The following is a 21,044-nucleotide window of genomic DNA, read 5'->3' as shown; positions in this document are numbered from 1 at the left end:
TGCTGGCCTTCGACATGAATGGGGCGCCTTTGACCGCAATCTATGGCGCGCCGCTCCGGCTGCGCGTGGAGAACCAGCTCGGCTACAAGATGGTGAAGTGGATCGAACGAATTGAGTTTGTCGAATCGGTCGAAATGCTGGGCAAGGGCGAGGGCGGGTCGAACGAGGACGACGAATACTTCGATCTCCTCCCGAATATCTGAAACTCCGGGTTTCTAAAGCCGGGACGTGTCTTCGGTCTTCGCGCGCAAGTTTCACCACCTTCTACAACGCTTGGAGGAGTAGGAGAAGGTTGCCCCCGTCACCCATCCCGATCTACGGTTCTGCGGATGTTGGGAAGCAAGCTATTCTCCGAACTTGACCCGAAGTTTTTCGGCATTCTCACGAGCCCTAACGCGCGGCTGTATCTCGATGTCATCGACGCCGTCGAGCGGGAGATGCCAAGCCGGGGCGACGCGCTCGATCATGCGGAGGCGCTTGCGATCATCGACGGCTGCGTGCTCACGCAGACCTTGCTGCCGGAGGATGAGGACGGGCCGTGCGAACAGGCACAGGCGTCGAGCGTGATTTACCGGCGGCTGCTCGCGGCCCGGTGGCTGGAGGAGGAAAAGCATTCCGACTACCGCCGCACCGTCTTCCTCGATCCTGCCGCGCAGACGCTGCTGGAGGCGTTTCGCAACATTGTCAGCCAAAGCATCGCATCCTTCACGGGCAAGCTGCGGCTCGTGTGCGACCGGCTCGCCGACCTCCGCGCTCCACATTCGCGCGCGGAGCTGATTTGGGAGGAGCTGAAGAACTGCCTGGCGCAGGTGCGCTCCGGCCTGCGCGAGCTGCGGCTCATTCGCAAGCAGGTGGAACGCTACGCGCGCCGGCAGCTTCAGGCGGCAACGCTCGCCGAGGCGCTCGACCTCATTTACAACGAATTTTCTCAGCTCATCACGCAACGCTGTTACCGCGAGTTGATCCATGCCCGCCTTCCCGAGCGGCTGCGGGAAGCAATGGCCGGCCTCACGGAGCTTGAGCAAGACGACCTCGCGTTGAATCGAATGCGCGAGGATTTTCTCCGCACGGAGACGGAGCCGGATGCGGGGCGCGCGATGGCGGAAATCGTCCGCACGATCGAGGAGCTGTCGCTCGCGCTCGGCGATGTCGAGCCCACGGCGGATCGGGTCGATACGAGCACGGCCGATTTCGCACGGCGGTCGCGGTCGCGCATTCGCTACATCCAGGACGTCGGTTCCGCCCGGCGGCAGCAGGTGAAGACGATCTTCGACTACGTCCGCGAGCATCTGCCCGCGGCGCGCCTGACCGATCTCGAGGAAAAGCTCGCGCTGCCCACGCCACGCCTCGCCGACTCCGGTTTGCTCGGCATGGCATCACTGCGGAAGCGGCGGGAATCGAGCGAGAGAGCGCCGCGCAGGCCCGTAGCGACCGAACTCACGGATGCGGACCGCGAGGAAAGCTTGCGCGAGATGGAGCGCAACCTGCGCAACTCGCTGCGCTTGGATCGCGCGAACAAGTTCGTGGACCGCCTTGGCATGGCTCGCGGCGAGAAGGTGCGTTCCGTCGAGTTGCCGATTCACGCCGAAGACGACATCCTCGACGTGATCTCGTGCCTGGTCTTCGCGCCCGCGGGCGGCGCAAACTACCGCCTTGTGACGGACCGCGAAGCAAACCCTGCCGCGCCCATCGGCTTCGACCCGAAGGCCGGCTTCGACGTTGAGCGATTCGAGCTGGAGAAGAAATGACCGACGACCTTCCCGCCCCGCCGCTCGCCAGCACGCTGTTGCCCGAACTTTCCGACTCGGATCGCGAGGAACTGCGCGCTGCCGTCACCGAACTCTTCTCCCGCCAGGCCATCGTCCGCGATCTGCCGGGCGACCGCGAACTTTACGACTGGGCGCGCATGCGCCTGCCGTGGGTCCGCGAAATCTGCGCGCTCATCGGCTTCGAGGTGGTGCTGAATGAAGACGAGCAGCTCATCTACGCGCTACCCGGCGAGCGCTCGACGCTGCGCCAGCTTCGCATCGAATGGACGCTCGTCCTGCTGGGCCTCTGGTATGACTACGATGTGCAACTCCGCGCCGACGGACCGCCCGTGATCTTCACCATCGAGACCTTCAACGAATCGCTCAAGACCAAGCTCGGCGATCGGCAGCCGTCGCTTTCCTCCCTGCGGGAAATCCTGCGCTTCTTCGCCGCGCGGAAGCTCGTGCGGATGGAATACGCCGACGACTTCCACCGCTCGCGTATCGAGGTGCTGCCGACGATTCGCTTCGTCCTGCCATTCGGCGAAATCGAGAAAGTCTCCGCCGCGCTCGAAGACCTGATGGCTGGCGGCGCGGAGGGCGTGGAGGAGGATCATGGCTAGCCGCTGCATCCGCCTCACGCGCCTCCACGCGATCCAATGGTTCGGCTATTGCGACACCTTCGACGTGCATGGAAACGTGCTCATCGCCGGGCGCACGGGCGCTGGAAAATCCGTGCTCATGGACCTGCTTCAGCTCGTCCTGATCGGCGATCAGCGCTCGAAATACAACGCGGCGAGCGACGGGCGCGGGCACACCTCGGGGCGCGACAAGAAGAGCTATTGCCTGTGCGACACGCAGGAGGATGTGAATGGCATTCCGCAATTCGCGCGCGACGGCGGTGCCACGTTCATCGCGCTGGAATTCACCTGGCCCGACGGCGCGACGACCGAGACGTGGGGAATGCGCATCGACTACGCGGATGCAGCGACGCAAAGCCCGGACGAGGAATTCTTCCGCATCCCCACGCGGTTGGAGCGCTCGGATTTCGTCACGCCCGATGGCTTCGCGCTGGAGAGCGATGGCTTTCGCCTGTTGCTGAAAAAGCATGACGGCGAGACGTTCCGCAACGTCACCGACTATCGGAAGCGGCTCGCGGAACATCTCAATTTCCACCGCGAGACCATCGACTTCCTCATGCCGTCGGCGATGTCGTTCGCCTTCCTGCCGAAATTCGACGCCTTCTGCCGCAGCTACATCCTCCAGGCCGAGGACATCAAGATTCAGCCCGTGCAGGACAGCTACCGCAGCTACCTCCGCATCCGCGAAGAACTCGACAAACTCGGCGACAAGGCGGACCGGTTGGAGCGCATCGTGGGCGCGCGGCGCGAGTGGGAGGAAGCCCGGCGGGATGCGGACGCGCTCGGCTTTTTGGAGGCGGATTTTCGCCGCGAGGCGACGCGGGCGGAAGCCGCGGAGTTGCGCGAAAAGCTCGCGGAGATTGACAAGCGGCAGGCGCGGCAGCGGGAGGAATTCGACGAGGTCAGCCGCGCATTCGAGGCGAAGAAGCAGGACCTCGAATCGCTGAAAAACCTCTTCCGCGATGAAGGCGGCGCAGTGCTGCTCGAACTGAAAGCGCAGATCGCGAAGGCGGTGGATCGCATCAAGGAACTCAAGCAGATCGGCGAGACGGTCGAGGAGGAAAAGGCGCGCCGGCTGCGCGCAACGGCGTCTTTTCAAAAGCAGGCGGCGGCATTTCTCGCGGAACGAAACGCGGGGAAGACAGGCGAGTTGGAACACGCGCTGGCCGCGCTGGCGGGGGCGCGCGCGGATGGGTTGAAATCCGCGCTGCGTGGAGTCGCGGCGGCGGTGCGGGGCGTGGCCGAGCGGCTGCGGGCGTCGGTGAAGGCGGAGAGTGAGCTTTCGCAAAAGACCGTGGGCGAACTGAAGTCGCTGCAGGATCAGCTTCGCAACCTGGAGTTCAATCGCGTCGTCCCGTCGCCGCTGCTCGATGAACTGAACAAACGCCTGCCGCGCCGGGGCCGCGAAAATCCCGCGCGGCAGCTTCGCGAGCTGTGTGAAGTGGTGGATGAGGACTGGCGCCCGGCCATCGAACTCGCCTTCGCGCGGAAGTTCGCAATCGTCGTGAGCCGCGACGACTACGCGGAGGCGCTGCGGATTTACAAAGATTTCGCGCAGGACAGCGAGCGGGAGTCGCTGGTCGATCCCGAACGCGCGCTGGCGCGGCATCCGGCGGGGCGTGAGGACTCGCTGGCGCGGAAGATCGAGTGCGCCGATTCCATCGCGCGCGCTGTAGTAAATGAGCTTTTTGGCGGTGTGGCATGCGTGGATTCGCTGGAGGATTTGCGGCGGCATCCCGACGCGATCATGCGCGACGGATTCCGGCTGCGCGGGCTCTTCGCCGAGCGTCCACGGCGCTACGACCAGCGCCCGTGCATCGGCGCGAAAGGACTCGACCGGCTGAAGGCGCATCTCACCGCGCAGGCCGATGAATGCTCGGCCCGGCTGCGCGACCTCGAGCCGCTGCTCACGCGGGAGACGCAGCTCGAGCGCTCCATTTCCGAGCATCGGCTCGACTCCGAGGACATCGACGCCGATCTCGCGGCGGCCCGGCAGCTTGGCGAATTGGAGGCCGAACGCGACCGGCTCATCGCCCGCAACACCGCCGCGACGACGCCAGAACTCGAAGGCCGGATGACGGCGATCAGCGGGCTCGAAAAGGAAGTCGGCGATCTCGACAAGAAGCGCCTCGACCTCCACGGAAAGCTCCAGTCGAACGAACGCTCGGACCTTTCCACCAAGTGCGAAACCGCCCAGCGCGCGCAGGAACGCGCGGAGAAAGATTACGACTCCATCGTGGGCGAACTCGGCGAGCGGCTCGTCGTCGCGCGGTGCGACGAACTGCGCGCGGAGTTGAAAGGGCGGCTGCTCGTCGATGCCGTCTGCGCCTCGCACGCCGCGCAGCAGCAGCGAGATTTGGAGAGCAAGCTACCGGGGATTGCGGATCGCGTGCAGCTCTTGCGGCAGGGCCTCGTCGATCAGCACCCGGAGCTGCGCGCCGAGCCGGATTTCGACCCGAAGACCGCGTGGAATCCGTCCTACGCAAAACTCCTCGACCGCATCCGCGTCGAGGATATGCCGGCGCGCCAGCAGCAGGCGCGCGACGAGGAACTGCGCTGGCAGGACTTGTTTCGCACGACCGTCGCCTCGCGCCTCGCCAGCGCCATCCGCGACGTGCGCAAGACGATCACCGACCTCAATCTCCAGCTCAAAAAGCCGATTGGCGACAGCCAGTATCACATTCGCGTGGACGACAATCCGGCGCGGGAGTTTCAGGAATACCGGCGCGTGCTCGATGCGTGCTCGATCACACAGGATGGCGAGTCGATCTTCGCCTCACTGGAGACGGATACGCGGGATGCGGTCGAGCGCGTCTTCCGCGCGCTAGTCGAGGAGCCGGAGGGCAAGCTCGCGCAGGCGTTTTTGGATTACCGCAGTTACTTCCGCTACGACATGGAGGTGAGCGATCCGCGCCGGCCGGAACTCGGCGCGAAGAGCCTCAACCGGCACGCGGATAAATTCAGCGGAGGCGAAAAGCAGACGCCTTTCTACATCTCAATCCTCGCCTGCTACCTCCGCGCGTATAAGCGCCACCTGCCGCAGCGCTACACCGAGCCGTCGCTTGGCATCGTGCCCATCGACGAGGCTTTTTCCAAGATGTCCGGCGAGCGCATCACCGACGCGATCCGCGCGCTGCGCGACGTCGATCTCCAGGGCATCCTTTCCATGTCGAGCGGCAACTGGCCTTACGCCATCGGCGAGTGCGACCAGGTGCTCGCGGTGCATCAGCGCGAGAGCTTTGTCGAGGGCCGCAAGCACATCCGAAACATCGGCGCGCTGCTCAACCGGCAGCAGGCCATCGAGCGCTCGAAGGAGTGGGCATGAGCCCAGCGGTCCGGCTGCTGGCGGAGAAATACCGGGCGCGCCGGGTCGGGCGCAGCGCGGCGGCGGTGCGCGACTTGATCGTAGCGTTCAATGATCTGCTGAAAGAGGCGGGCTGCCTCCACGGCCTCGCTCGTGTCGAGGCGGAGCGCGAGTTTTCCGATCTCGAAAAGCGCGACTGCGTGACGCTCGAACGCGCGACCCGCGACGCGAGCGCAATCCTGAAGGTGCGGCTGTCTCCGTCGGCGGAGCGCGCCTTTTTCGAGTGCCTCGGCGAGCCGGGACCGAACGCCGAGCGCAGCAGTCTCGCGGAGCTTTTCGACAAAGCGGCCGACCGGAACGTGCCGGCGGTGTTCGCCGAACGCTGGCGTTCCTTTAGCCTCGAATGCGCGGAAACGGCGCGCGGTGGCGGAAGCCTTGCGCCGTGCTTCGACCGGGCGAACGCCCCGCAGGCCGCGCAAATCCTCGACGCGCTTCCGAGCTTGCTCGCGTGGAATGGCGAGTCCTTCCGCCGGTTCGCGAGCGCCGTGATCTTCGGAAACTCCAAGACGCTCGAACTGCTCCAGCCGCGCATCGAAGCCTGCCTCGCGCGGCTAGGCGTCGGCGGGCTGCACGACCTCGGCATCCGCGAAAACCCACGCAGTATCACACTCCACGGCCCGCTCACGCTCGTGCTCGCGGATGGCGCGCTCGACCTCGCGCCGCTTCGCGAACCCGTGCGAATCGGTGCCGCGGACCTACGCGCCGCGCGTCTCAACACCAGCGCCACACGCTGCGTCACGGTCGAGAATGCCGCGATGCTGCACGAACTCGCGAAGCTCCAAAGCGGCGTCCTCCTCGCGAGCAGCGGCAGCGAAGGCGGCTTCGCTCACTCGGCGCTCATCGACTTCCTGCGCGCCCTGCCCGGCGCGATCGAGCTGCATCACTTTGGCGATTCCGATCCGGCGGGCTTCGACATCCTGCGCGATCTCCGCGAACGAAGCGGCTTGGAAATCACCTCTCTCCACATGCACCATCGCGCGGCACGGATGCCGGTTCCGCTCAGCGCTGACGATGCAAAGATAATCCGCCGTCTCCTCGCGTCGCCGCATTTGATCGAAAGCGAGCTGTCGGAGATCAAACGGATCGAAATCTCCGACGACAAAGGTGCGTTCGAGCAGGAAGACCTCGGGCAGCCGTCGCCTGCGTGGCCGTTTTATCCGCCGCCTCCGCCCGATTGAACAGGGCTCTGTCCAGCTACGCGAGAAAGTGCTGCCAGTCGCGGACGCCGTGGGGGTTGCGAATCAGAACGCTCGCGGGGACGACCGCGGTGTAATGAGTTTGCTCAATTTGCGCAGCCAGAGGACTGAACTGGCGACGGCGGCGCAGCATAGCCAGTCGCGCAGGTTCAGGGCGACGGTCGAGAAGGCGCTCTGGAGAAAAGGGACGTGGATCTCCGACTCGATGAAGCTGCAAGCCATGCTGGCCTTCGACATGAATGGGGCGCCCTTGACCGCGATCTATGGCGCGCCGCTCCGGCTGCGCGTGGAGAACCAGCTCGGCTACAAGATGGTGAAGTGGATCGAACGAGTCGAGTTTGTCGAATCGGTCGAAATGCTGGGCAAGGGCGAGGGCGGATCGAACGAGGACGACGAATACTTCGATCTCCTGCCGAATATCTGAGGCGCAGGGATTGGAAGAGCTGAGGTTAGACGCCCTCTAAGGTCGCTTGAGCCAGTAGGCGTATTGGTCCGGCAGCATCTTCTGCGGCATCTCCCGGCCGAGCGCTTGCGCGGCGTGATACGGCCAGTGCGGATCGGAGAGCAGCGCCTTGGCGATCATTACCAGGTCCACTTGTTCCGTGCGAATCAAGGCGTCGGTTTTTGTCGGATCGGAAATATTCCAGGAGGTCGAAGTCGGCAGGCCTGCCTCGCGTCCGATGCGCTTCGCAATGGGCGCGAGGAAGGCGTGCTCGCCCCACGGGATGCGGCTCACGTCCGGCGTATTGAAACCCATGCTCACGTCGATCAGGTCCAGTCCACCCGCCTTCATCCGGCGCACCAGCTCGATCGATTCCTCCATCGGCTGCTCGCCTTCGACGTAATCAAGAACTCCAAGCCGCGCGGTCAACGGCAGTTCGACGGGCCACACCGCGCGCACGGAGTCCAGCGTTTCGAGGAGGAAACGGGCGCGGTTCTCGAAACTGCCGCCGTATTCATCAGCGCGATGATTCGCCAGCGGAGAGAAGAAACTCTGCCCGAGGTAGCCATGCGCAAAGTGCAGCACCAGCCACTTGAAACCCACGTCGCGCGCCCGCTGCGCCGCCGCCACGAATTCTTTCCGCACCCGCGCGATGTCTTCCAGCGTCATCGCCCGCGGCACCCGCGGCAGATCCGCTCCAAAAGCCAATGCCGACGGCGCGATCGGTTGCCACGCTTCGGGATGGTCCGCCGGCAAATGACTGTCTCCCTCCCACGGACGGCTCGCGCTCGCCTTGCGGCCCGCGTGCGCGATCTGGATTCCCGGCACCGCGCCCTGCGCCTCGATGAAACGCACGATCGGCCGCCACGCCTCGGCCTGCGCATCGTTCCAGAGGCCGGTGTCTCCCGGTGTGATCCGCCCCTCCGGCGCCACCCCCGTGGCTTCCGCGATGACGAGCCCGGCGCCGCCGACCGCGAGTGCTCCGAGATGCACGAAGTGCCAGTCGTTCACCACCCCATCGACCGCGGAATACTGGCACATCGGTGAAACGGCGATGCGGTTCTTGAGGCGCACACTCCTGAGTTGGAATTCGCTAAATAGATCGGGCATGGGATGAAGGCAGGTGATCGTCAGATTCGGCAGCCGCCGGGCTACGAGTTAGCAAGCGCGCGGGGAGTGAGTCGCCGCACGCACCGGCAAGCTGGGTCCAAGACCGGACGCATCCTTCAGCAGGCCCATGCGCTGCGCAAAGGTGTCGGCAATCGAAGCAGCGCGTCCTTTCGCCTCTTCGGCTTTCGGCCCGGCGAAATGGGCATTCACGGTCTCCACGAACAACGCGAGCCAGCGGACGAAGTGCTCCTTTTGAACAGGCAGCACCGCGTGTTTCGGAAAAGGCGCGCCCTCATAAGTGCCGGCTCCGAAGAGCATCGACTCCCAAAAGCGATACATGATCGGCAGGTGCGTGGCCCAGTCCACATGGGCGACGTCATTGAAAATGGGCGCGAGCAATTCGTCCCTGCCCACCCTGTCGTAGAAGGAATCGACCAGCGTCTGGATGTCTGTCGCCGTGCTGATGTCACGTAAGTTCATGGAAGTGCGCGAGGCCAAGCTCCGACATGGAAGGAACCTGGTAAACTCTATCTCCTGCCTGGGCAGCTAACAAACGGCGCGCGGATTTCACTCGGCGACTGTTTCCCGCAGCGTCGCCCCCGCATACTCGCGATACATTTTTGCCATGACGCTGCCGGGTATGGCGGCCGGGCAAACGGCCACGCATTCGTAATTGTTTGAGCAGTTGCCGAAGCCTTCATCGTCCATCGCGCGCACCATCCCGAGCACGCGACTCGTCCGTTCGGGTTCACCCTGTGGCAGGAACGCGAGATGTGACACCTTCGCCCCAGTGAAGAGCATCGCCGACGCGTTGGGACACGCCGCCACGCACGCGCCGCAACCGATGCACGCGGCCGCTTCCATCGCCAGGTCGGCTTGGTGTTTCGGAACGAGAATTGAGTTCGCTTCCGGAGCGGAGCCGATGCGCGCAGTGATGAAACCGCCCGCCTGGACAATGCGATCGAACGCGCTGCGATCCACCACCAGGTCACGCACGAGCGGAAATGCCCTGGCGCGAAATGGCTCGATGACGATCGTTTGGCCGTTCGTAAATGATCGCATGTAAACCTGGCAGGCCGTCCCCGGATGGTTCGGACCGTGCGCCTCGCCATTGATGGTCATCGAACAGGTGCCGCAAATTCCTTCGCGGCAATCGGAATCGAAGGCGATCGGTTCTTCGCCGCGTTCAGTGAGTTGCTCGTTAAGAATATCGAGCATCTCGAGCAATGACGTGTTCGGCGAAATATCCGCCGTTTCGTAGTCGATGAGCTTCCCTTTGGACTTCGGACTTTTCTGCCGCCAGACGCGCAGATTGAAGTTCATTTTCGTCAGCGCTGGTGGCCCTTTTGTCGTCATTTTTGAGCGCACGATGTCTCTTTTTCGGACTTCATCTTGGTAAGCTTTTTTCTACACCGTCGCGTCCAATCTACCAGCCGAAATCAACCAAAGCGGATGTGGAGCACTTCGCCATGACTCGCTATCGTTCCGCTCCATGACGGCAACACCTTCGGCGAGCCACGCGCGTTCACACTTCATCGGCGCACGGCAATGAGTGCGGACACACAGCAGTTCGCGCCGGGTGCGCCGGGGGCCGCGCCGCGCTGGACGCACAGCACGAAGGAGGGGCTCGGCACGGCGTATCACACGAGCTGCCGGCTGTGGTTCACGCTCTCGCACGGCATCGTGAATGAGATTTACTACCCGACCATCGACCAGCCGAACACGCGCGACTTTCAGCTTCTCATCACCGACGGCGAAACCTTCTGCCACGAGGAAAAGCGCGACCTCCAGCACGACATCACCTACCCGGAGCGCCACAGTCTTTTCTACAAGCTCACGAACACCGCGCCGGACGGACGCTACCGCATCATCAAGCACATCTGCACCGACCCGCACCGGCCCGTGCTGCTCGTCCATGTGCGGCTGGAAGTGAAGGATGAAGCGTTGCGCGGAAAGCTCCGGCTCTTCGCCCTCCTCGCGCCGCACCTCGTCCGAGGCGGCGCGGAAAACTCGGGCTGGCCGTGCGAATTCGCCGGCCGGCGGGTCTTCCACGTCGAGCGGGAACGCACGCATCTTTCCTTCGGCTGCGCGCCGGATTTCACGCGCCGCTCGGTCGGCTTTGTCGGCACGAGCGATGGTTGGCAGGACTTGATGGCGGACTTCCGGATGGATTGGGAATACCGCGCCGTCGAGCGCGGCAACATCGCGCTCACGGCGGAACTCGATCCGGCGCACGAGGAGTGGACACTCGGCGTGGCTTTTGGCGCGACCGCGCAAAGCTCCGCGACCACGCTGCTGCAGAGCCTCGCCGATCCATTTGAGCGGCATCGCGAGGGCTACGTGCGGCAATGGCGACGCACGGAAATCAGCGAGGAGTTCGACTTTTCTGTCCACACCGGCGACGACGGCGGGCTCTATCGACTCTCGCGCTGCATCCTGCTCGCGCACGAGGACAAGCTTTTCCAAGGCGCGGTGATCGCGTCGCTGTCGATCCCGTGGGGTGAGACGAAGGGTGACAACGAACTCGGCGGGTATCATCTCGTCTGGACGCGCGATCTCGTGCAAAGCGCCACCGCGCTGCTCGCCACCGGGCAAAGACACACGCCGCTGCGCGCGCTCATCTGGCTCGGTTGCATCCAGAAAAAGGACGGCTCGTTTCCGCAGAATTCGTGGATCGATGGACGCAGTTATTGGACGGGTTTGCAGCTCGATGAAATCGCCGCGCCGATGCTGCTCGCCTGGCGTTTACGGCGGGAGCAGGCGCTCGCCGAATTCGATCCGTGGCCGATGATGGCCAACGCCGCGCGCTATCTGCTGCTGCAAGGCCCGGTGACTGCGCAGGAGCGCTGGGAAGAGCAGAGCGGCTATTCACCTTCGACGCTCGCCACGATCATCGCGGGGCTGGTCTGTGCGGCGGAATGTGCGCGGGAGCGCAACGCGGAGGAGACCGCCGAGTTTATCCTCGCCTACGCCGACTGGCTCGCCGCGCACATCGAGGACTGGTGCGCGACCTCGCGGGGTGAGCTGCTCCCCGGCAAGCCGCGGCATTACATCCGCATCACTCCTGCCGATCCTCTCGCGCCCGATCCGCATCCCGACGTGGACGCGCTCGACATCCAGCTCGCCAACGGCGGGGGAAAACATCTCGCGCGCGATGTCGTCGGCGGCGACTTTTTGCAACTGGTGCGGCTCGGCATCCGCGGCGCGGACGACGCGCTGGTGCGCGATTCGATTGCGGTGATGGACGCGGTGCTCCACCGCGAACTGCCGCAAGGCGACTGCTGGCGGCGCTACAATCACGACGGCTACGGGCAGAAGGCGGACGGCGGCGCTTTCGACGGCACCGGCGTCGGCCGCTCGTGGCCGATCCTCACGGGCGAACGCGGCCATTACGAACTGGCGGCAGGGCTCGACGCGCGGCCCTTCGTTGAGACGCTGGAGCGGATGTCGAACGACGGCGGGATGCTCTCCGAGCAGCTCTGGGATGAAGATGATTTTCCGGCAGCAAAGATGCGGCGCGGCGAGCCCACGGGCGCGGCAATGCCGCTCTGCTGGAGCCACGCAGAGTACGTGACCCTCGTGCGCAGCGCGCGCGACGGCGCGGTGTTCGACCGCATCGAGCCGGCGTATCGCCGCTATGTCGCCGAGCCCGTCGTGAGCCAGCATGAAGTTTGGACATTTCGCCATCAGACACGACGCATCTCCGCGGGCAAAATCTTGCGTCTCGTGACTGCCGACGCGGCTCAGGTGCGATGGAGCGCCGATCGGTGGCAGACGATGCACGACCTGGAGACACAACCGAGCGGCTTGCCGAGTTTGTATTTTGCCGATCTTCCCCTCGCTGCCGCGTCCTCCGGCACCACGGTCGAATGGACCTTTCGCTGGCTGGAAGCCGGACGCTGGGAAGGCCGCAATTTTCAGGTAGAGATCGTGTGAACGAAACTCTCCATCGCCCAAGCGCGAGTCCAGCTCACCTCAAAGCCTCGTCACCTGGACTCGTCACAAGGGGCCGCGCGCACTCGGATGAAGCGATGCTAGGTTTCAGAATGCTTTCCCCACCCAAAGACGAATCCTCCGCGATTCCGCCGGCGGTCCTCACGATCGGCCATTCGACCCGTGCTATCGACGAGTTCATTCGGCTTTTGAAAGCGCACGGCGCGACTCGCGTGATCGATGTTCGGACGGTGCCGCGTTCACGGCACAATCCTCAGTTCAATCGCGACACGCTGCCCGCTTCGCTCGCGGCGGCCGGCATTGGCTATACCCCCATGGCCGGGCTCGGCGGCTTGCGTCGTGCGCAGCCGGACTCGATCAACACGGGTTTGAGAAACGCCTCGTTCCGCGGCTATGCCGACTACATGCAGACGCCGGAGTTTGCCGCGGCTCTGCAAGAGCTCATCGAGCTGGCGAAGCAAGATCGCGTCGCGCTGATGTGCGCGGAGGCCGTGCCGTGGCGCTGCCATCGCTCCATGATCGCCGACGCCCTGGTCGCTCGCGGCATTCCGGCCGAACACATCATGAGCGAAGCCCGTCGCGACGCTCACTCGATCCGAGCTTTCGCGAAGAGAACCGGCCTCCGAGTCACCTATCCGCCCGACAACGCACAAGCCGAGCTTTTGTAAGCCTGGCGCGACCGCGGCTCTTCTCACGGCCCTCGGCGGAGTGGGCATGGGCCAGGAGTAGGATAGTGTAAAACGATCGCTCTGATACAAACGGAGTCATATTCGATCTTCTTGGGCGGGGTAGAGTAATGGCATCGCGAGACCTCCATTCCGACGGTCTTGACCTCAAATTCCCAACCGGGAGCAAACTATGGACATCCTTCTTCTACTCGCCCTTTTCGTCGTTCTCGACCTGATCATGGTCGGGCTGGTGCTGATCGCGCACCGAGTGGTTGGCGAAACGGAGCCGACCCACCGTGTCATTCGCGATTTGCGGCCTCTCGAAGACGCCCTCGTCGATTTCTTCGCGCGTTCCAAATCGTCATCAGCCGTCCTGAGCGTTCTCGCGAGAAATGGGAAGCCGGTCGGCTTCAAAGCGCTCGAACGCGATGTGCGAGCGGAGCAGGAACGGCGCAGGACGCACGACGAGTTTTCGCTTCAAGCGGTCCGAGCGGTGCTCAGCATTTTGCAGGTGGCGCGGTTTGTCCGCATGAGCCGGGACGGCTTCACGATCACCGAACTCGGTCGCGAAGCGCATCGGCGGATGCAGTCAGATGCGGTGCCGCGGTTGCATTCCGCAGCCACGAGTGGCAGCACATCTGGCGACGTCCGCCGCGTAAACACCAGCCCGACACCTCACGCGCGACGGATGCGGTCCGACCTTCGCCAGGAGGCGCGGACGCTCGTCCGTCAATGAACAGGCGCGGAGCCGTAAGTGGTCTTCGACGCGGCGCTCGACCGCACAACTCACAGAAAGGATACCCATGTTTTTTGAAAGCAAACTCACTGGGACTTTTAGGTTCCTGCATCTCGTCCTCACCCTGCTGGTTGGCCTCGCTCCGGTCGCGCTGGTGATCGCCGTGAAGGTGGCCCTCTACCGGCGCCGCATCGCGGAGGACAAGGCAGTCGCCACGACCCGCCCCGAGAAGGCAGCGCCGACCGAGCGCATGGAGTCCGATGAGGTCGTTCCGCGATCAACCGCGGGCAAACGGCGAACCCGCCTGGTGCGTCCGCTTCCCAAGTCCTTCCAGCCGCACCGCCCACTGGCGTTGTTCGTCGAGCGCCCCAACCGCGCACCCGCGCCGTTACATCGCGGCGGTGAGATCGCTTCTTAACGCGAGAGGGAACACGGTGCAGACATGACCATCTTCTCTGCCGCGCTGTTGTTGTTTCTGGTGATGGACCCGTTTGGAAACGTGCCGCTGTTTTTGTCCGTGCTGCAACCCATCGCGCCTGAGCGGCGGCGCAAGGTGATCGTCCGCGAGTTGCTGCTCGCGCTCGCCTTCCTGATCCTCTTTCTCTTCGCAGGACGCTACCTGCTCGACGCCATCGGCATCTCAGAATCGGTCCTGACAGTCGCGGGCGGGCTCGTCCTTTTTCTCATCGCACTGCACATGGTGTTTCCGCCGGTTGGCGGAGCATTCGCCGTCGATATGGAAGCTGCGGAAAACGATCCGGTGCTCGTGCCGCTCGCCGTCCCGTTCCTCGCCGGTCCATCCGCTCTGGCATCGGTTCTGTTCGTCATGAGCAGCGACCCATCCCGCTGGCCGGAATGGCTCGCCGCAGTGCTACTGGCCTGGGCTGCAACGGGACTGATCCTATTCTATTCGACTGCCCTCGCCGAGCTGCTGAAGCGCCGCGGCCTCGTGGCGATGGAACGTCTCATGGGCATGGTCCTCATCGCCATCGCCACGAAGATGGTGCTCACGGGGATCGGCGCATTCTTTCATCTCTGAAGCGGTCGATCAGCGCACCGGCAAAACATTCACACGAAGAGCTGCGTGTAGGCGTGCTCGGTGATCGCCACGACGGCCGGGTGTTTCACGCGGCGTTCCTGCACAGCCTTGCGCACCCCGCCCTTGCGCGCGACGGCCCAGAAGTAATGGAGATGATGAAGATTGAGCCAGTCCATGGGTGAAGAAAGTAGATACGCGAAAGCTATCGGTGTGATCGAATACCCGTCTTAGTCCTTTCGCACAGAGACACTAGATTGTGAGCGTCAAAGAAAACACTCAGCCCATCAGTTCAATGATTTCCCCTCTTACTCCCAGCCTTGTCACCCTGCCGGCTCTTCCATCGCTCTCTCGCGGCAGGCGGCGCTTTTCGTCCGGCGGCCATACTTCGGACGAAACCCGCGCTTGTCCGAAACAGATGAACCGCTGGCTCGGACGCTGGGAGAATGAAGGCGGAGCGCTTCCGCGAGCAAACAAACGCGAGGGCGTTACCAAAAGCTACGCCAGCGAAACACAGTAGAACCCAAAACAAACAAGATTATGAACCATACAAACCTGCATGAAGAAATGATTAGATACGGAGATCCACTCGGAGCCAGCACTCGCCGCAAAAGGCGCGGCTACCCGGTGCTGCCCTTTAACGATCGCTCGCCGGAAGTCGCGGCGATGAACGCGCATTTGCGGGCGTCTGCCTATCCCGAGACAAAGACGGAAGACGCCCCGGAGCGACCTCCCGCCTGACGAGGGGCGACCACTGCCTGAGAGGCGTCGGCGCTCGCTTCTCAGGCATCTCCGTCAATTTGGTCAGTGCGCGCACTTCCCCGCCGAAGCCAGGCAAGACTCTGGAGCGTCGCCGGCCCACGTTGATCGTGAACGAACCCGGCATCGGGTATCGGCTCAAGACTCCGTGAATTGACGGGCTCATCCAATTCTCGAAGGGTGGCGCTTCGACCCGCGGATTCCGCGACCTCACACGAAGAGCTGCGTGTAGGCGTGCTCGGTGATCGCGGCGGCGACGAGATGTTTTACGCGGCGCTCGGCGGTGATCGCGTAGAAATCGCTGCCGCACTCTTCGACCTTGGCGATGACTTTGAGGCCGTAGTGTTTCAGCGCCGCGTCATCGACCACCGTATGCACCGTGGTGAAGCCGAGCGCGCCGGAGGCGGCGACTTCCATGAGTGCGGAATCCTCGAATTCTCCTACGATCCGGGGCCGCACTTTCTGCGAATCGAACCAGGTCTCCAGCGCCACGCGCATGCCCATGTTTTCGCTGGGCAATACGGCGGGAGCTTCGTGGAGCGAGCGCGGGAAATCGCGGCGCAGCTTCGTCGCAATGGCCGGCACCGCGCAAAAGGTGACCCCGGAGCGACCGAGCTTGTGATTAAAAATCTTCGCGTTGAGCGAGCTCGATGCCGGCTCGTCCGCGAGCACGATGTCGAGCCGGTGGGCCTGCAATCGCTGCACCAGCGGCCCGATTTCCGCCTGGCGGCAAACGACGTGCGTGGGCTCCGAAAATTGGAATGCGGGTTTGAGAATCTCGAAGGCGAGGAGTTTGGAAAGCGAGTCCGTCATTCCGACGTTGAACCGCAAGGCGCGGCTGGCCGGGCGCTGCTTCAACGCGCTCATCAACTCCCGGCTGGAGGAGAAAATCTCGTCCGCATAGCTGAGCACGAGCTGGCCGGTTTCGGTGAGGATGAGATTGCGCCCGCTGCGCTGAAAGAGCTGATCGCCGACCGCTTCTTCGAGCAGGCGAAGCTGCGCGCTGATCGAAGGCTGCGAGACGTGCAACTCCTGCGCCGCCTTGCGCACACCGCCCTTGCGCGCGACGGCCCAGAAGTAACGGAGATGATGAAGATTGAGCCAATCCATGGGTGAAGAAGGTAGATACGGGAAAGCTATCGGTTTGATCGAATACCCGTCTTAGTCCTTTCACAAGGGAGAAGCTAGACTGGGGGCGTCAAAGGAAACCTATAACCGAACCACACTCATGATCGCCCTTGTTGCCCCTCCATCCACCATGCCCCGCCTCCGCAGCACGCCCGCCGTGCTGCCGCGCCGCACAAGTGCCAGCGAGATCATTTTCAATTTGCACAAAATCCTCGTAAATCCCGGCTCGACAGCGGCTGAGGCGAAAGGCGCCAAGCGCCGTTTGCTGGACGTGCTCGGCGAGACCGCAAGACATCTCGGCTCGCGGATGACCATCGCGCCGATCGCGACGCCGCCTGATCTGGAACGTCCGGAATACTTCGTTCCCGATCCATTTCCAAAACAGGCGCGCACAAGCACTTCACGGAGCTTCCGCGCCAAACTTTCCGAACCCAGGCGCGCAACCATGGCGTCACGGGCGACCCTTTCCTCCCCGAACTCGCAGCGGGATCGCCCGACGACCAGTGCGCACCGCATCCACACCGCCACCATGCCTGCAACCATCATGCAACCAGTCCCAGCCACTCGCGCCCTCCCACGCCGAATCGATTCCGTTTCACTTCGCGACGCACGTTCGGCCCGCTCCAATGGAAACAGCTCGCGCCCCGTGCAGGCCAGCGCCAGGCGCGCTCGCACCGACAAACCTTGCTGCCTGGAACGCTGGGAAAACGAAGGCGGCAGCACGCTTTCCACCCGATGACCGAACGACCAGCACCACCGCTTATGAACCATACCAATATGACCACCATGCCGATCCACATCACTCCTCATCACCTCAGTCTCAGCCCCGCGTTGCGCGCATTCGTCTATGAGAAACTCAACGGCCTGTCCCGCGCCGCAATCGACGTGCTGTCGGCGGACGTGGTGCTCCGGCGCCACCACGGCACCAGCGAGGGGAAGCGCTATTCCGCCAGCGCGCGCCTCGCTTTGCCGGGACGCGATCTTCACGCGAGTGCGACCCATGCGAATCTCTATTCCGCAGTGGTGAAACTCGTGACGCGTCTCGCGCGGCTGTCCCGCAAACGCAAGACCCGGCTCGCCAAGTCCTTCATCAAACGTGGCAGCGCTTTCACCGCCGACGCAGGGCTCCGTAAGATGCCTGACGCGCTGGAATCCCCATCGATCGATCTTGCGCCACACCCGGCAGAGCGAACGCCCCAGAATCGAGAGGGCGGCCAGGAAATGCGCGTGTTTGGCTTTCGACGCGACTCGCCTTTTGCCCTCGCGGCCGACGCGTCGGCCTGACCCAAGCTGCATCGCGGCTGAGGTGAATTTCCCCTCACCCAGCCTGCGAGCGCCGGGTGACGCGCGCGGCCTTCCACTCAGCCAATTTTTCCGACATGACCCAAACAACCCAACCGACACACTCCATCCGAATAGCGCGCGCAATCTTGCGCGGGCGCGTCATTCACGCGACGACGAAACGATTTGTCGCCAACGCGCAGCAGGCGCTTCCGCGCGATGGGACCGCGACCGACCGGAGCCTGCGGCGATTTGTCGCCCAGATGGCCCGGCACGCGCGGCGAAATCGTAGCTATCAGCGCGTCAAGAATCGGGGCGAACCCGTTGCTGACAACCCGCAGTTGCTCTCTCGCTTTGCGCGCGTGCCTCGGCCGCGCTCCCACCTCCAAACAACGAACAAACTTCCCATCATGACCCTCACGAAACTCGATCGAACCAATAACCGACGGACCATGCCCGGTGCCGAACTGGCCGTGATCCCATTCACCAACGGCCACGCTCATCCGTCTCCGACAAACCGTGAACGCCGGCGCAAGCACACGCCGGACTTGCGCCGGGTGCGCCTCGGCCACGTGCATTTGAAGGTGCGCGACCTCAATCGCTCGCTTCCCTTCTACGTCAGCGTCCTCGGACTGCGGTTGAGGGAATGGGCGGGTCGCTATGCTTTCCTCGCCTTTGGCGACGAGCATCACTCCCTCGCGCTGGAGGAAATCGGAACCTGGACCACGACTCCCTCGCGGCGCGCGGTGGGCGTCGCGCACTTCGCCATCGAGGTGCCCGATCGCGCCGCATTCGCGGCAATGCGGCGCAAGTTGTCGGAGGCCAACGTGCCGTTCATCAGCCGGAACAACGGGATTAGTTGGACCGTTCGTTTCCACGATCCAGACAAAAACGAAATCGAGATCTACGTCGATCGTCGTCGCGCTCCGGGCGGCACTGAGCTGTGGCGCGGCCGTTGGCATTTGCCGGAAAGCGCAGCACTCGAACGCACGCCGGCGATGGCAGCCTAACGTCTAGCCTTCATTGTCTGCTCGAAGGACCGCGTGGACCATCAAGCGATGTGGATCTCGCGCTGGCGCAACGACCGCCAACGCTGGATGCGCGTGAAAACGAGAAGCCAAAGCGTTGCCGCCGCGAAGGCGAGCAAAGTGCCCAGCGCGACTCCTCCGGGGATCTTGCTTCGCACCATGAATTGCCACGCCTTGTCGAGACCTTCCGCCTTGCGCTTGCTCCGCAAATCGCGGTCGTCCTCCTGATAGGAGCCGTGGAACTTGAGGAGCTGTAGTTCCTATTCGCCGAAATGAGTTCCGCCTGCCTTGAGTGATTCGGAAATGTGTCCGCGCAAGCCGCGGCTCTCGCGTTTAAGGTCTTCTGTGTTTTTAGCCATGGTTAATCTTCTTCAGGAGCGTAGCAAACGGGGCTGGCGTTTGGACGGCGCTCGACCGGACCGCGATCCGACGCGCCCCGAGATGTTCGTTTGGGTGATTTCAGGTCGCGTTTGGAGGATTTCTTGCCGGTCGAGACCCGAGCAAGGAACCCGGTCAACAGCGGGCCGACCGTCTCGAGTTCCTCTCGATGCACGGAAGCGAGTTTCTCCAGGATCGTTTTCCCTCGTGGGGTGAGTTTCACAAAGACACAACGCCGGTCTTCCTTTGAGGGCTGCCGGCGGATCAGCCCGTCATCTTCCAGCCGATCGACCAACCCGACGGCGCTATGCGCGACGATCTGCAACTGTTCGGCGAGTTCTCCGATGGTGACTTCGCTGCGACCGGGAAAACCCTGGATGGCGAGGAGCGCCTGATACTTCTGCGGGCTCAACTCCTCCTGCTGCGCGGCCTGCTCGCTGAAGTGCAAATACTTGCGCAGCTCATAACGGAAGGCGGCCAGAATTTCGTATTCGCTTTTGGTCACGGCGTGCTACCTATATCGTAACACGATATATGCAAGTGCATTCTCATCTCCGCTTTCTCCCATGAGCATTTCCGGAAACGCTGCGGAAAATTGCGACGCCCTGATTATCGGTGGCGGTCCGGCAGGGGCATCCTCTGCGGCGATCCTCGCGGAGTATGGGCATCGTGTTTTGATCATCGAACGGGAGAAATTTCCGCGTTACCACATCGGCGAGTCGCTCCTTCCCTTCGCATTCGGACCGCTGGAGCGGCTCGGGATGATTCCGAAGATGAAGGCGTCGCATTTCGTCAAAAAATATAGCGCCCGGTTCGTGCAGCCCGACGGCCGATGTTCGGCGCCGTTCTATTTCTTCAACCGCTACGACCGCCAAACCGTGGCCCAATCGTGGCAGGTCTTGCGTTCGGAGTTTGACCAGATGCTTCTCGATAATGCGCGGGAAAAGGGTGCGCAAGTCCGCGAGCAGACCGCCGTGACCCGCCTGCTCATGGAGGGAGAACAGGTGATTGGAGTGGAGGCGCTCGACCGAACTTCTGGTCGCAGCTATCAAGTTCACGCACCCATTACCCTCGATTGCACCGGCAAGGAGGCGTTCACCGCCGGTCGACGCGGCTGGCAGATGCGCGATCCGTTTCTCAACAAGATCGCCGTTTGGACTTACTACCGTGGGTCGAGGCGCGAAGCCGGCATCGACGAAGGCACGACCACCGTCGCATACGTGCCCGATCAAGGCTGGTTTTGGCACATTCCGCGGCACAACGACATGGTCAGTGTCGGAGTCGTCGCGGAGGGCAAATACCTCACGCGCGGAGGTGTGAAAGAGCCGGGCGCCATGTTTCATCGCGAAGTGGAAGAGAACCAATGGATCAAGGCCCAGCTTTCGACCGGAAGTTCGACCGGCCAATACTTCGTCACCAGCGAATACAGTCGCCACTCACGCTACTGTGCCGCGCCGGGGCTGTTACTGGTCGGGGACGCATTGGTCTTCCTCGATCCCGTCTTTAGCAGCGGCGTGATGCTCGCATTGAAAAGTGGCGTTTTGGCCGGCGACCTCATCCATGAAGGTCTCGTCA

Annotated in this window: 22 protein-coding genes; 16 read left to right on the top strand and 6 right to left on the bottom strand. The window is 63.2% G+C overall.

Annotation, left to right across the window (positions count from 1 at the left end; translation table 11 throughout):
* From ABJF10_RS16160 to ABJF10_RS16135, 6 genes are all read left to right on the top strand, one after another.
* Positions 1-203, top strand: a 203-nt coding sequence (locus ABJF10_RS16160; protein ID WP_348545624.1) for a molybdopterin-dependent oxidoreductase, incomplete at its 5' end; no start/stop codon positions are given.
* Positions 204-329: 126 nt separating this feature from the next.
* Positions 330-1,748, top strand: a complete 1,419-nt coding sequence (locus ABJF10_RS16155) for a Wadjet anti-phage system protein JetA family protein (RefSeq protein WP_348545623.1) — start codon at positions 330-332, stop codon at positions 1,746-1,748.
* Positions 1,745-2,371, top strand: coding sequence for a DUF4194 domain-containing protein (locus ABJF10_RS16150; RefSeq protein ID WP_348545622.1), 627 nt, complete (start codon positions 1,745-1,747; stop codon positions 2,369-2,371). The genes ABJF10_RS16155 and ABJF10_RS16150 overlap by 4 nt, the downstream gene beginning before the upstream one ends.
* The gene (locus tag ABJF10_RS16145) at positions 2,364-5,714 is read left to right on the top strand and encodes an SbcC/MukB-like Walker B domain-containing protein (RefSeq protein ID WP_348545621.1); all 3,351 of its coding nucleotides are present in this window, start codon (positions 2,364-2,366) and stop codon (positions 5,712-5,714) included. Before ABJF10_RS16150 ends, ABJF10_RS16145 begins: the two co-directional genes overlap by 8 nt.
* Complete coding sequence (locus ABJF10_RS16140; RefSeq protein ID WP_348545620.1) at positions 5,711-6,931, top strand: Wadjet anti-phage system protein JetD domain-containing protein; 1,221 nt, start codon at positions 5,711-5,713, stop codon at positions 6,929-6,931. Before ABJF10_RS16145 ends, ABJF10_RS16140 begins: the two co-directional genes overlap by 4 nt.
* 94 nt (positions 6,932-7,025) lie before the next feature.
* The gene (locus ABJF10_RS16135) at positions 7,026-7,373 is read left to right on the top strand and encodes a molybdopterin-dependent oxidoreductase (RefSeq protein WP_348545619.1); all 348 of its coding nucleotides are present in this window, start codon (positions 7,026-7,028) and stop codon (positions 7,371-7,373) included.
* 36 nt (positions 7,374-7,409) lie between these two features.
* Here ABJF10_RS16135 and ABJF10_RS16130 read toward each other — a convergent pair whose 3' ends face one another.
* From ABJF10_RS16130 to ABJF10_RS16120, 3 genes are all read right to left on the bottom strand, one after another.
* Positions 7,410-8,501, bottom strand: a complete 1,092-nt coding sequence (locus ABJF10_RS16130; RefSeq protein WP_348545618.1) for an NADH:flavin oxidoreductase/NADH oxidase — start codon at positions 8,499-8,501, stop codon at positions 7,410-7,412.
* A 48-nt stretch (positions 8,502-8,549) separates the two neighbouring features.
* Entirely contained in the window at positions 8,550-8,981 is a 432-nt protein-coding gene (locus tag ABJF10_RS16125; protein ID WP_348545617.1) for a group III truncated hemoglobin, read from the bottom strand.
* A gap of 87 nt (positions 8,982-9,068) precedes the next feature.
* Positions 9,069-9,824, bottom strand: coding sequence for a succinate dehydrogenase/fumarate reductase iron-sulfur subunit (locus ABJF10_RS16120; RefSeq protein WP_348545616.1), 756 nt, complete (start codon positions 9,822-9,824; stop codon positions 9,069-9,071).
* 225 nt (positions 9,825-10,049) lie between these two features.
* On the opposite strand from ABJF10_RS16120, the gene ABJF10_RS16115 reads away from it, so the two are divergent.
* The 5 genes from ABJF10_RS16115 to ABJF10_RS16095 all read left to right on the top strand — a co-directional run bounded on the left by ABJF10_RS16115 (position 10,050) and on the right by ABJF10_RS16095 (position 14,898).
* Positions 10,050-12,437 (top strand): glycoside hydrolase family 15 protein, encoded by a 2,388-nt coding sequence (locus ABJF10_RS16115; RefSeq protein ID WP_348545615.1) that lies wholly within the window; start codon positions 10,050-10,052, stop codon positions 12,435-12,437.
* Positions 12,438-12,547: 110 nt separating this feature from the next.
* On the top strand, positions 12,548-13,123 hold the full coding sequence (locus ABJF10_RS16110; RefSeq protein WP_348545614.1) for a DUF488 domain-containing protein: 576 nt from the start codon (positions 12,548-12,550) through the stop codon (positions 13,121-13,123).
* Between the two features lie 190 nt (positions 13,124-13,313).
* Positions 13,314-13,859 carry a hypothetical protein gene (locus ABJF10_RS16105; RefSeq protein WP_348545613.1) on the top strand — a complete coding sequence of 182 codons (546 nt, stop codon included), beginning with the start codon at positions 13,314-13,316 and terminating at the stop codon, positions 13,857-13,859.
* A gap of 67 nt (positions 13,860-13,926) precedes the next feature.
* Positions 13,927-14,277: a hypothetical protein gene (locus ABJF10_RS16100; protein ID WP_348545612.1), complete on the top strand. Its 351-nt coding sequence runs from the start codon at positions 13,927-13,929 to the stop codon at positions 14,275-14,277.
* Between the two features lie 24 nt (positions 14,278-14,301).
* Positions 14,302-14,898: a MarC family protein gene (locus ABJF10_RS16095; RefSeq protein ID WP_348545611.1), complete on the top strand. Its 597-nt coding sequence runs from the start codon at positions 14,302-14,304 to the stop codon at positions 14,896-14,898.
* A 29-nt stretch (positions 14,899-14,927) separates the two neighbouring features.
* Here ABJF10_RS16095 and ABJF10_RS16090 read toward each other — a convergent pair whose 3' ends face one another.
* Positions 14,928-15,074: a hypothetical protein gene (locus tag ABJF10_RS16090; RefSeq protein WP_348545610.1), complete on the bottom strand. Its 147-nt coding sequence runs from the start codon at positions 15,072-15,074 to the stop codon at positions 14,928-14,930.
* 790 nt (positions 15,075-15,864) lie between these two features.
* Positions 15,865-16,764, bottom strand: a complete 900-nt coding sequence (locus ABJF10_RS16085) for a LysR family transcriptional regulator (protein ID WP_348545609.1) — start codon at positions 16,762-16,764, stop codon at positions 15,865-15,867.
* A gap of 148 nt (positions 16,765-16,912) precedes the next feature.
* Between ABJF10_RS16085 and ABJF10_RS16080 the strand changes: the two genes are divergently transcribed.
* From ABJF10_RS16080 to ABJF10_RS16065, 4 genes are all read left to right on the top strand, one after another.
* A complete protein-coding gene (locus ABJF10_RS16080) occupies positions 16,913-17,521 on the top strand; it encodes a hypothetical protein (RefSeq protein ID WP_348545608.1) in 609 nt (202 codons plus the stop codon).
* Positions 17,522-17,544: 23 nt separating this feature from the next.
* Entirely contained in the window at positions 17,545-18,066 is a 522-nt protein-coding gene (raiA, locus tag ABJF10_RS16075; RefSeq protein ID WP_348545607.1) for a ribosome-associated translation inhibitor RaiA, read from the top strand.
* Positions 18,067-18,473: 407 nt separating this feature from the next.
* On the top strand, positions 18,474-19,073 hold the full coding sequence (locus ABJF10_RS16070; RefSeq protein ID WP_348545606.1) for a VOC family protein: 600 nt from the start codon (positions 18,474-18,476) through the stop codon (positions 19,071-19,073).
* 50 nt (positions 19,074-19,123) lie between these two features.
* Positions 19,124-19,348: a hypothetical protein gene (locus ABJF10_RS16065; protein ID WP_348545605.1), complete on the top strand. Its 225-nt coding sequence runs from the start codon at positions 19,124-19,126 to the stop codon at positions 19,346-19,348.
* Between the two features lie 104 nt (positions 19,349-19,452).
* On the opposite strand, the gene ABJF10_RS16060 is transcribed toward ABJF10_RS16065, so the two are convergent.
* Positions 19,453-19,974, bottom strand: a complete 522-nt coding sequence (locus ABJF10_RS16060) for a MarR family transcriptional regulator (RefSeq protein WP_348545604.1) — start codon at positions 19,972-19,974, stop codon at positions 19,453-19,455.
* A 61-nt stretch (positions 19,975-20,035) separates the two neighbouring features.
* Between ABJF10_RS16060 and ABJF10_RS16055 the strand changes: the two genes are divergently transcribed.
* Positions 20,036-21,044 (top strand): NAD(P)/FAD-dependent oxidoreductase (locus ABJF10_RS16055; RefSeq protein WP_348545603.1); only part of this gene is annotated, 1,009 nt, incomplete at its 3' end.

This window comes from Chthoniobacter sp., assembly GCF_040003245.1.
GTDB lineage: Bacteria > Verrucomicrobiota > Verrucomicrobiia > Chthoniobacterales > Chthoniobacteraceae > Chthoniobacter.
This window is presented reverse-complemented; position numbering and strand designations above follow the sequence as displayed.

Bases quoted from the DNA above. Each gene is read 5' to 3' on its own strand.
- ABJF10_RS16135 (WP_348545619.1), top strand. From the start codon at position 7,026: ATGAGTTTGCTCAATTTGCGCAGCCAGAGGACTGAACTGGCGACGGCG.
- ABJF10_RS16105 (WP_348545613.1), top strand. From the start codon at position 13,314: ATGGACATCCTTCTTCTACTCGCCCTTTTCGTCGTTCTCGACCTGATC.
- ABJF10_RS16100 (WP_348545612.1), top strand. From the start codon at position 13,927: ATGTTTTTTGAAAGCAAACTCACTGGGACTTTTAGGTTCCTGCATCTC.
- ABJF10_RS16120 (WP_348545616.1), bottom strand. From the start codon at position 9,824: ATGAACTTCAATCTGCGCGTCTGGCGGCAGAAAAGTCCGAAGTCCAAA.
- raiA (WP_348545607.1), top strand. From the start codon at position 17,545: ATGAACCATACCAATATGACCACCATGCCGATCCACATCACTCCTCAT.
- ABJF10_RS16115 (WP_348545615.1), top strand. From the start codon at position 10,050: ATGAGTGCGGACACACAGCAGTTCGCGCCGGGTGCGCCGGGGGCCGCG.
- ABJF10_RS16110 (WP_348545614.1), top strand. From the start codon at position 12,548: ATGCTTTCCCCACCCAAAGACGAATCCTCCGCGATTCCGCCGGCGGTC.
- ABJF10_RS16085 (WP_348545609.1), bottom strand. From the start codon at position 16,764: ATGGATTGGCTCAATCTTCATCATCTCCGTTACTTCTGGGCCGTCGCG.
- ABJF10_RS16080 (WP_348545608.1), top strand. From the start codon at position 16,913: ATGCCCCGCCTCCGCAGCACGCCCGCCGTGCTGCCGCGCCGCACAAGT.
- ABJF10_RS16155 (WP_348545623.1), top strand. From the start codon at position 330: ATGTTGGGAAGCAAGCTATTCTCCGAACTTGACCCGAAGTTTTTCGGC.
- ABJF10_RS16090 (WP_348545610.1), bottom strand. From the start codon at position 15,074: ATGGACTGGCTCAATCTTCATCATCTCCATTACTTCTGGGCCGTCGCG.
- ABJF10_RS16145 (WP_348545621.1), top strand. From the start codon at position 2,364: ATGGCTAGCCGCTGCATCCGCCTCACGCGCCTCCACGCGATCCAATGG.
- ABJF10_RS16130 (WP_348545618.1), bottom strand. From the start codon at position 8,501: ATGCCCGATCTATTTAGCGAATTCCAACTCAGGAGTGTGCGCCTCAAG.
- ABJF10_RS16125 (WP_348545617.1), bottom strand. From the start codon at position 8,981: ATGAACTTACGTGACATCAGCACGGCGACAGACATCCAGACGCTGGTC.
- ABJF10_RS16140 (WP_348545620.1), top strand. From the start codon at position 5,711: ATGAGCCCAGCGGTCCGGCTGCTGGCGGAGAAATACCGGGCGCGCCGG.
- ABJF10_RS16070 (WP_348545606.1), top strand. From the start codon at position 18,474: ATGACCCTCACGAAACTCGATCGAACCAATAACCGACGGACCATGCCC.
- ABJF10_RS16095 (WP_348545611.1), top strand. From the start codon at position 14,302: ATGACCATCTTCTCTGCCGCGCTGTTGTTGTTTCTGGTGATGGACCCG.
- ABJF10_RS16150 (WP_348545622.1), top strand. From the start codon at position 1,745: ATGACCGACGACCTTCCCGCCCCGCCGCTCGCCAGCACGCTGTTGCCC.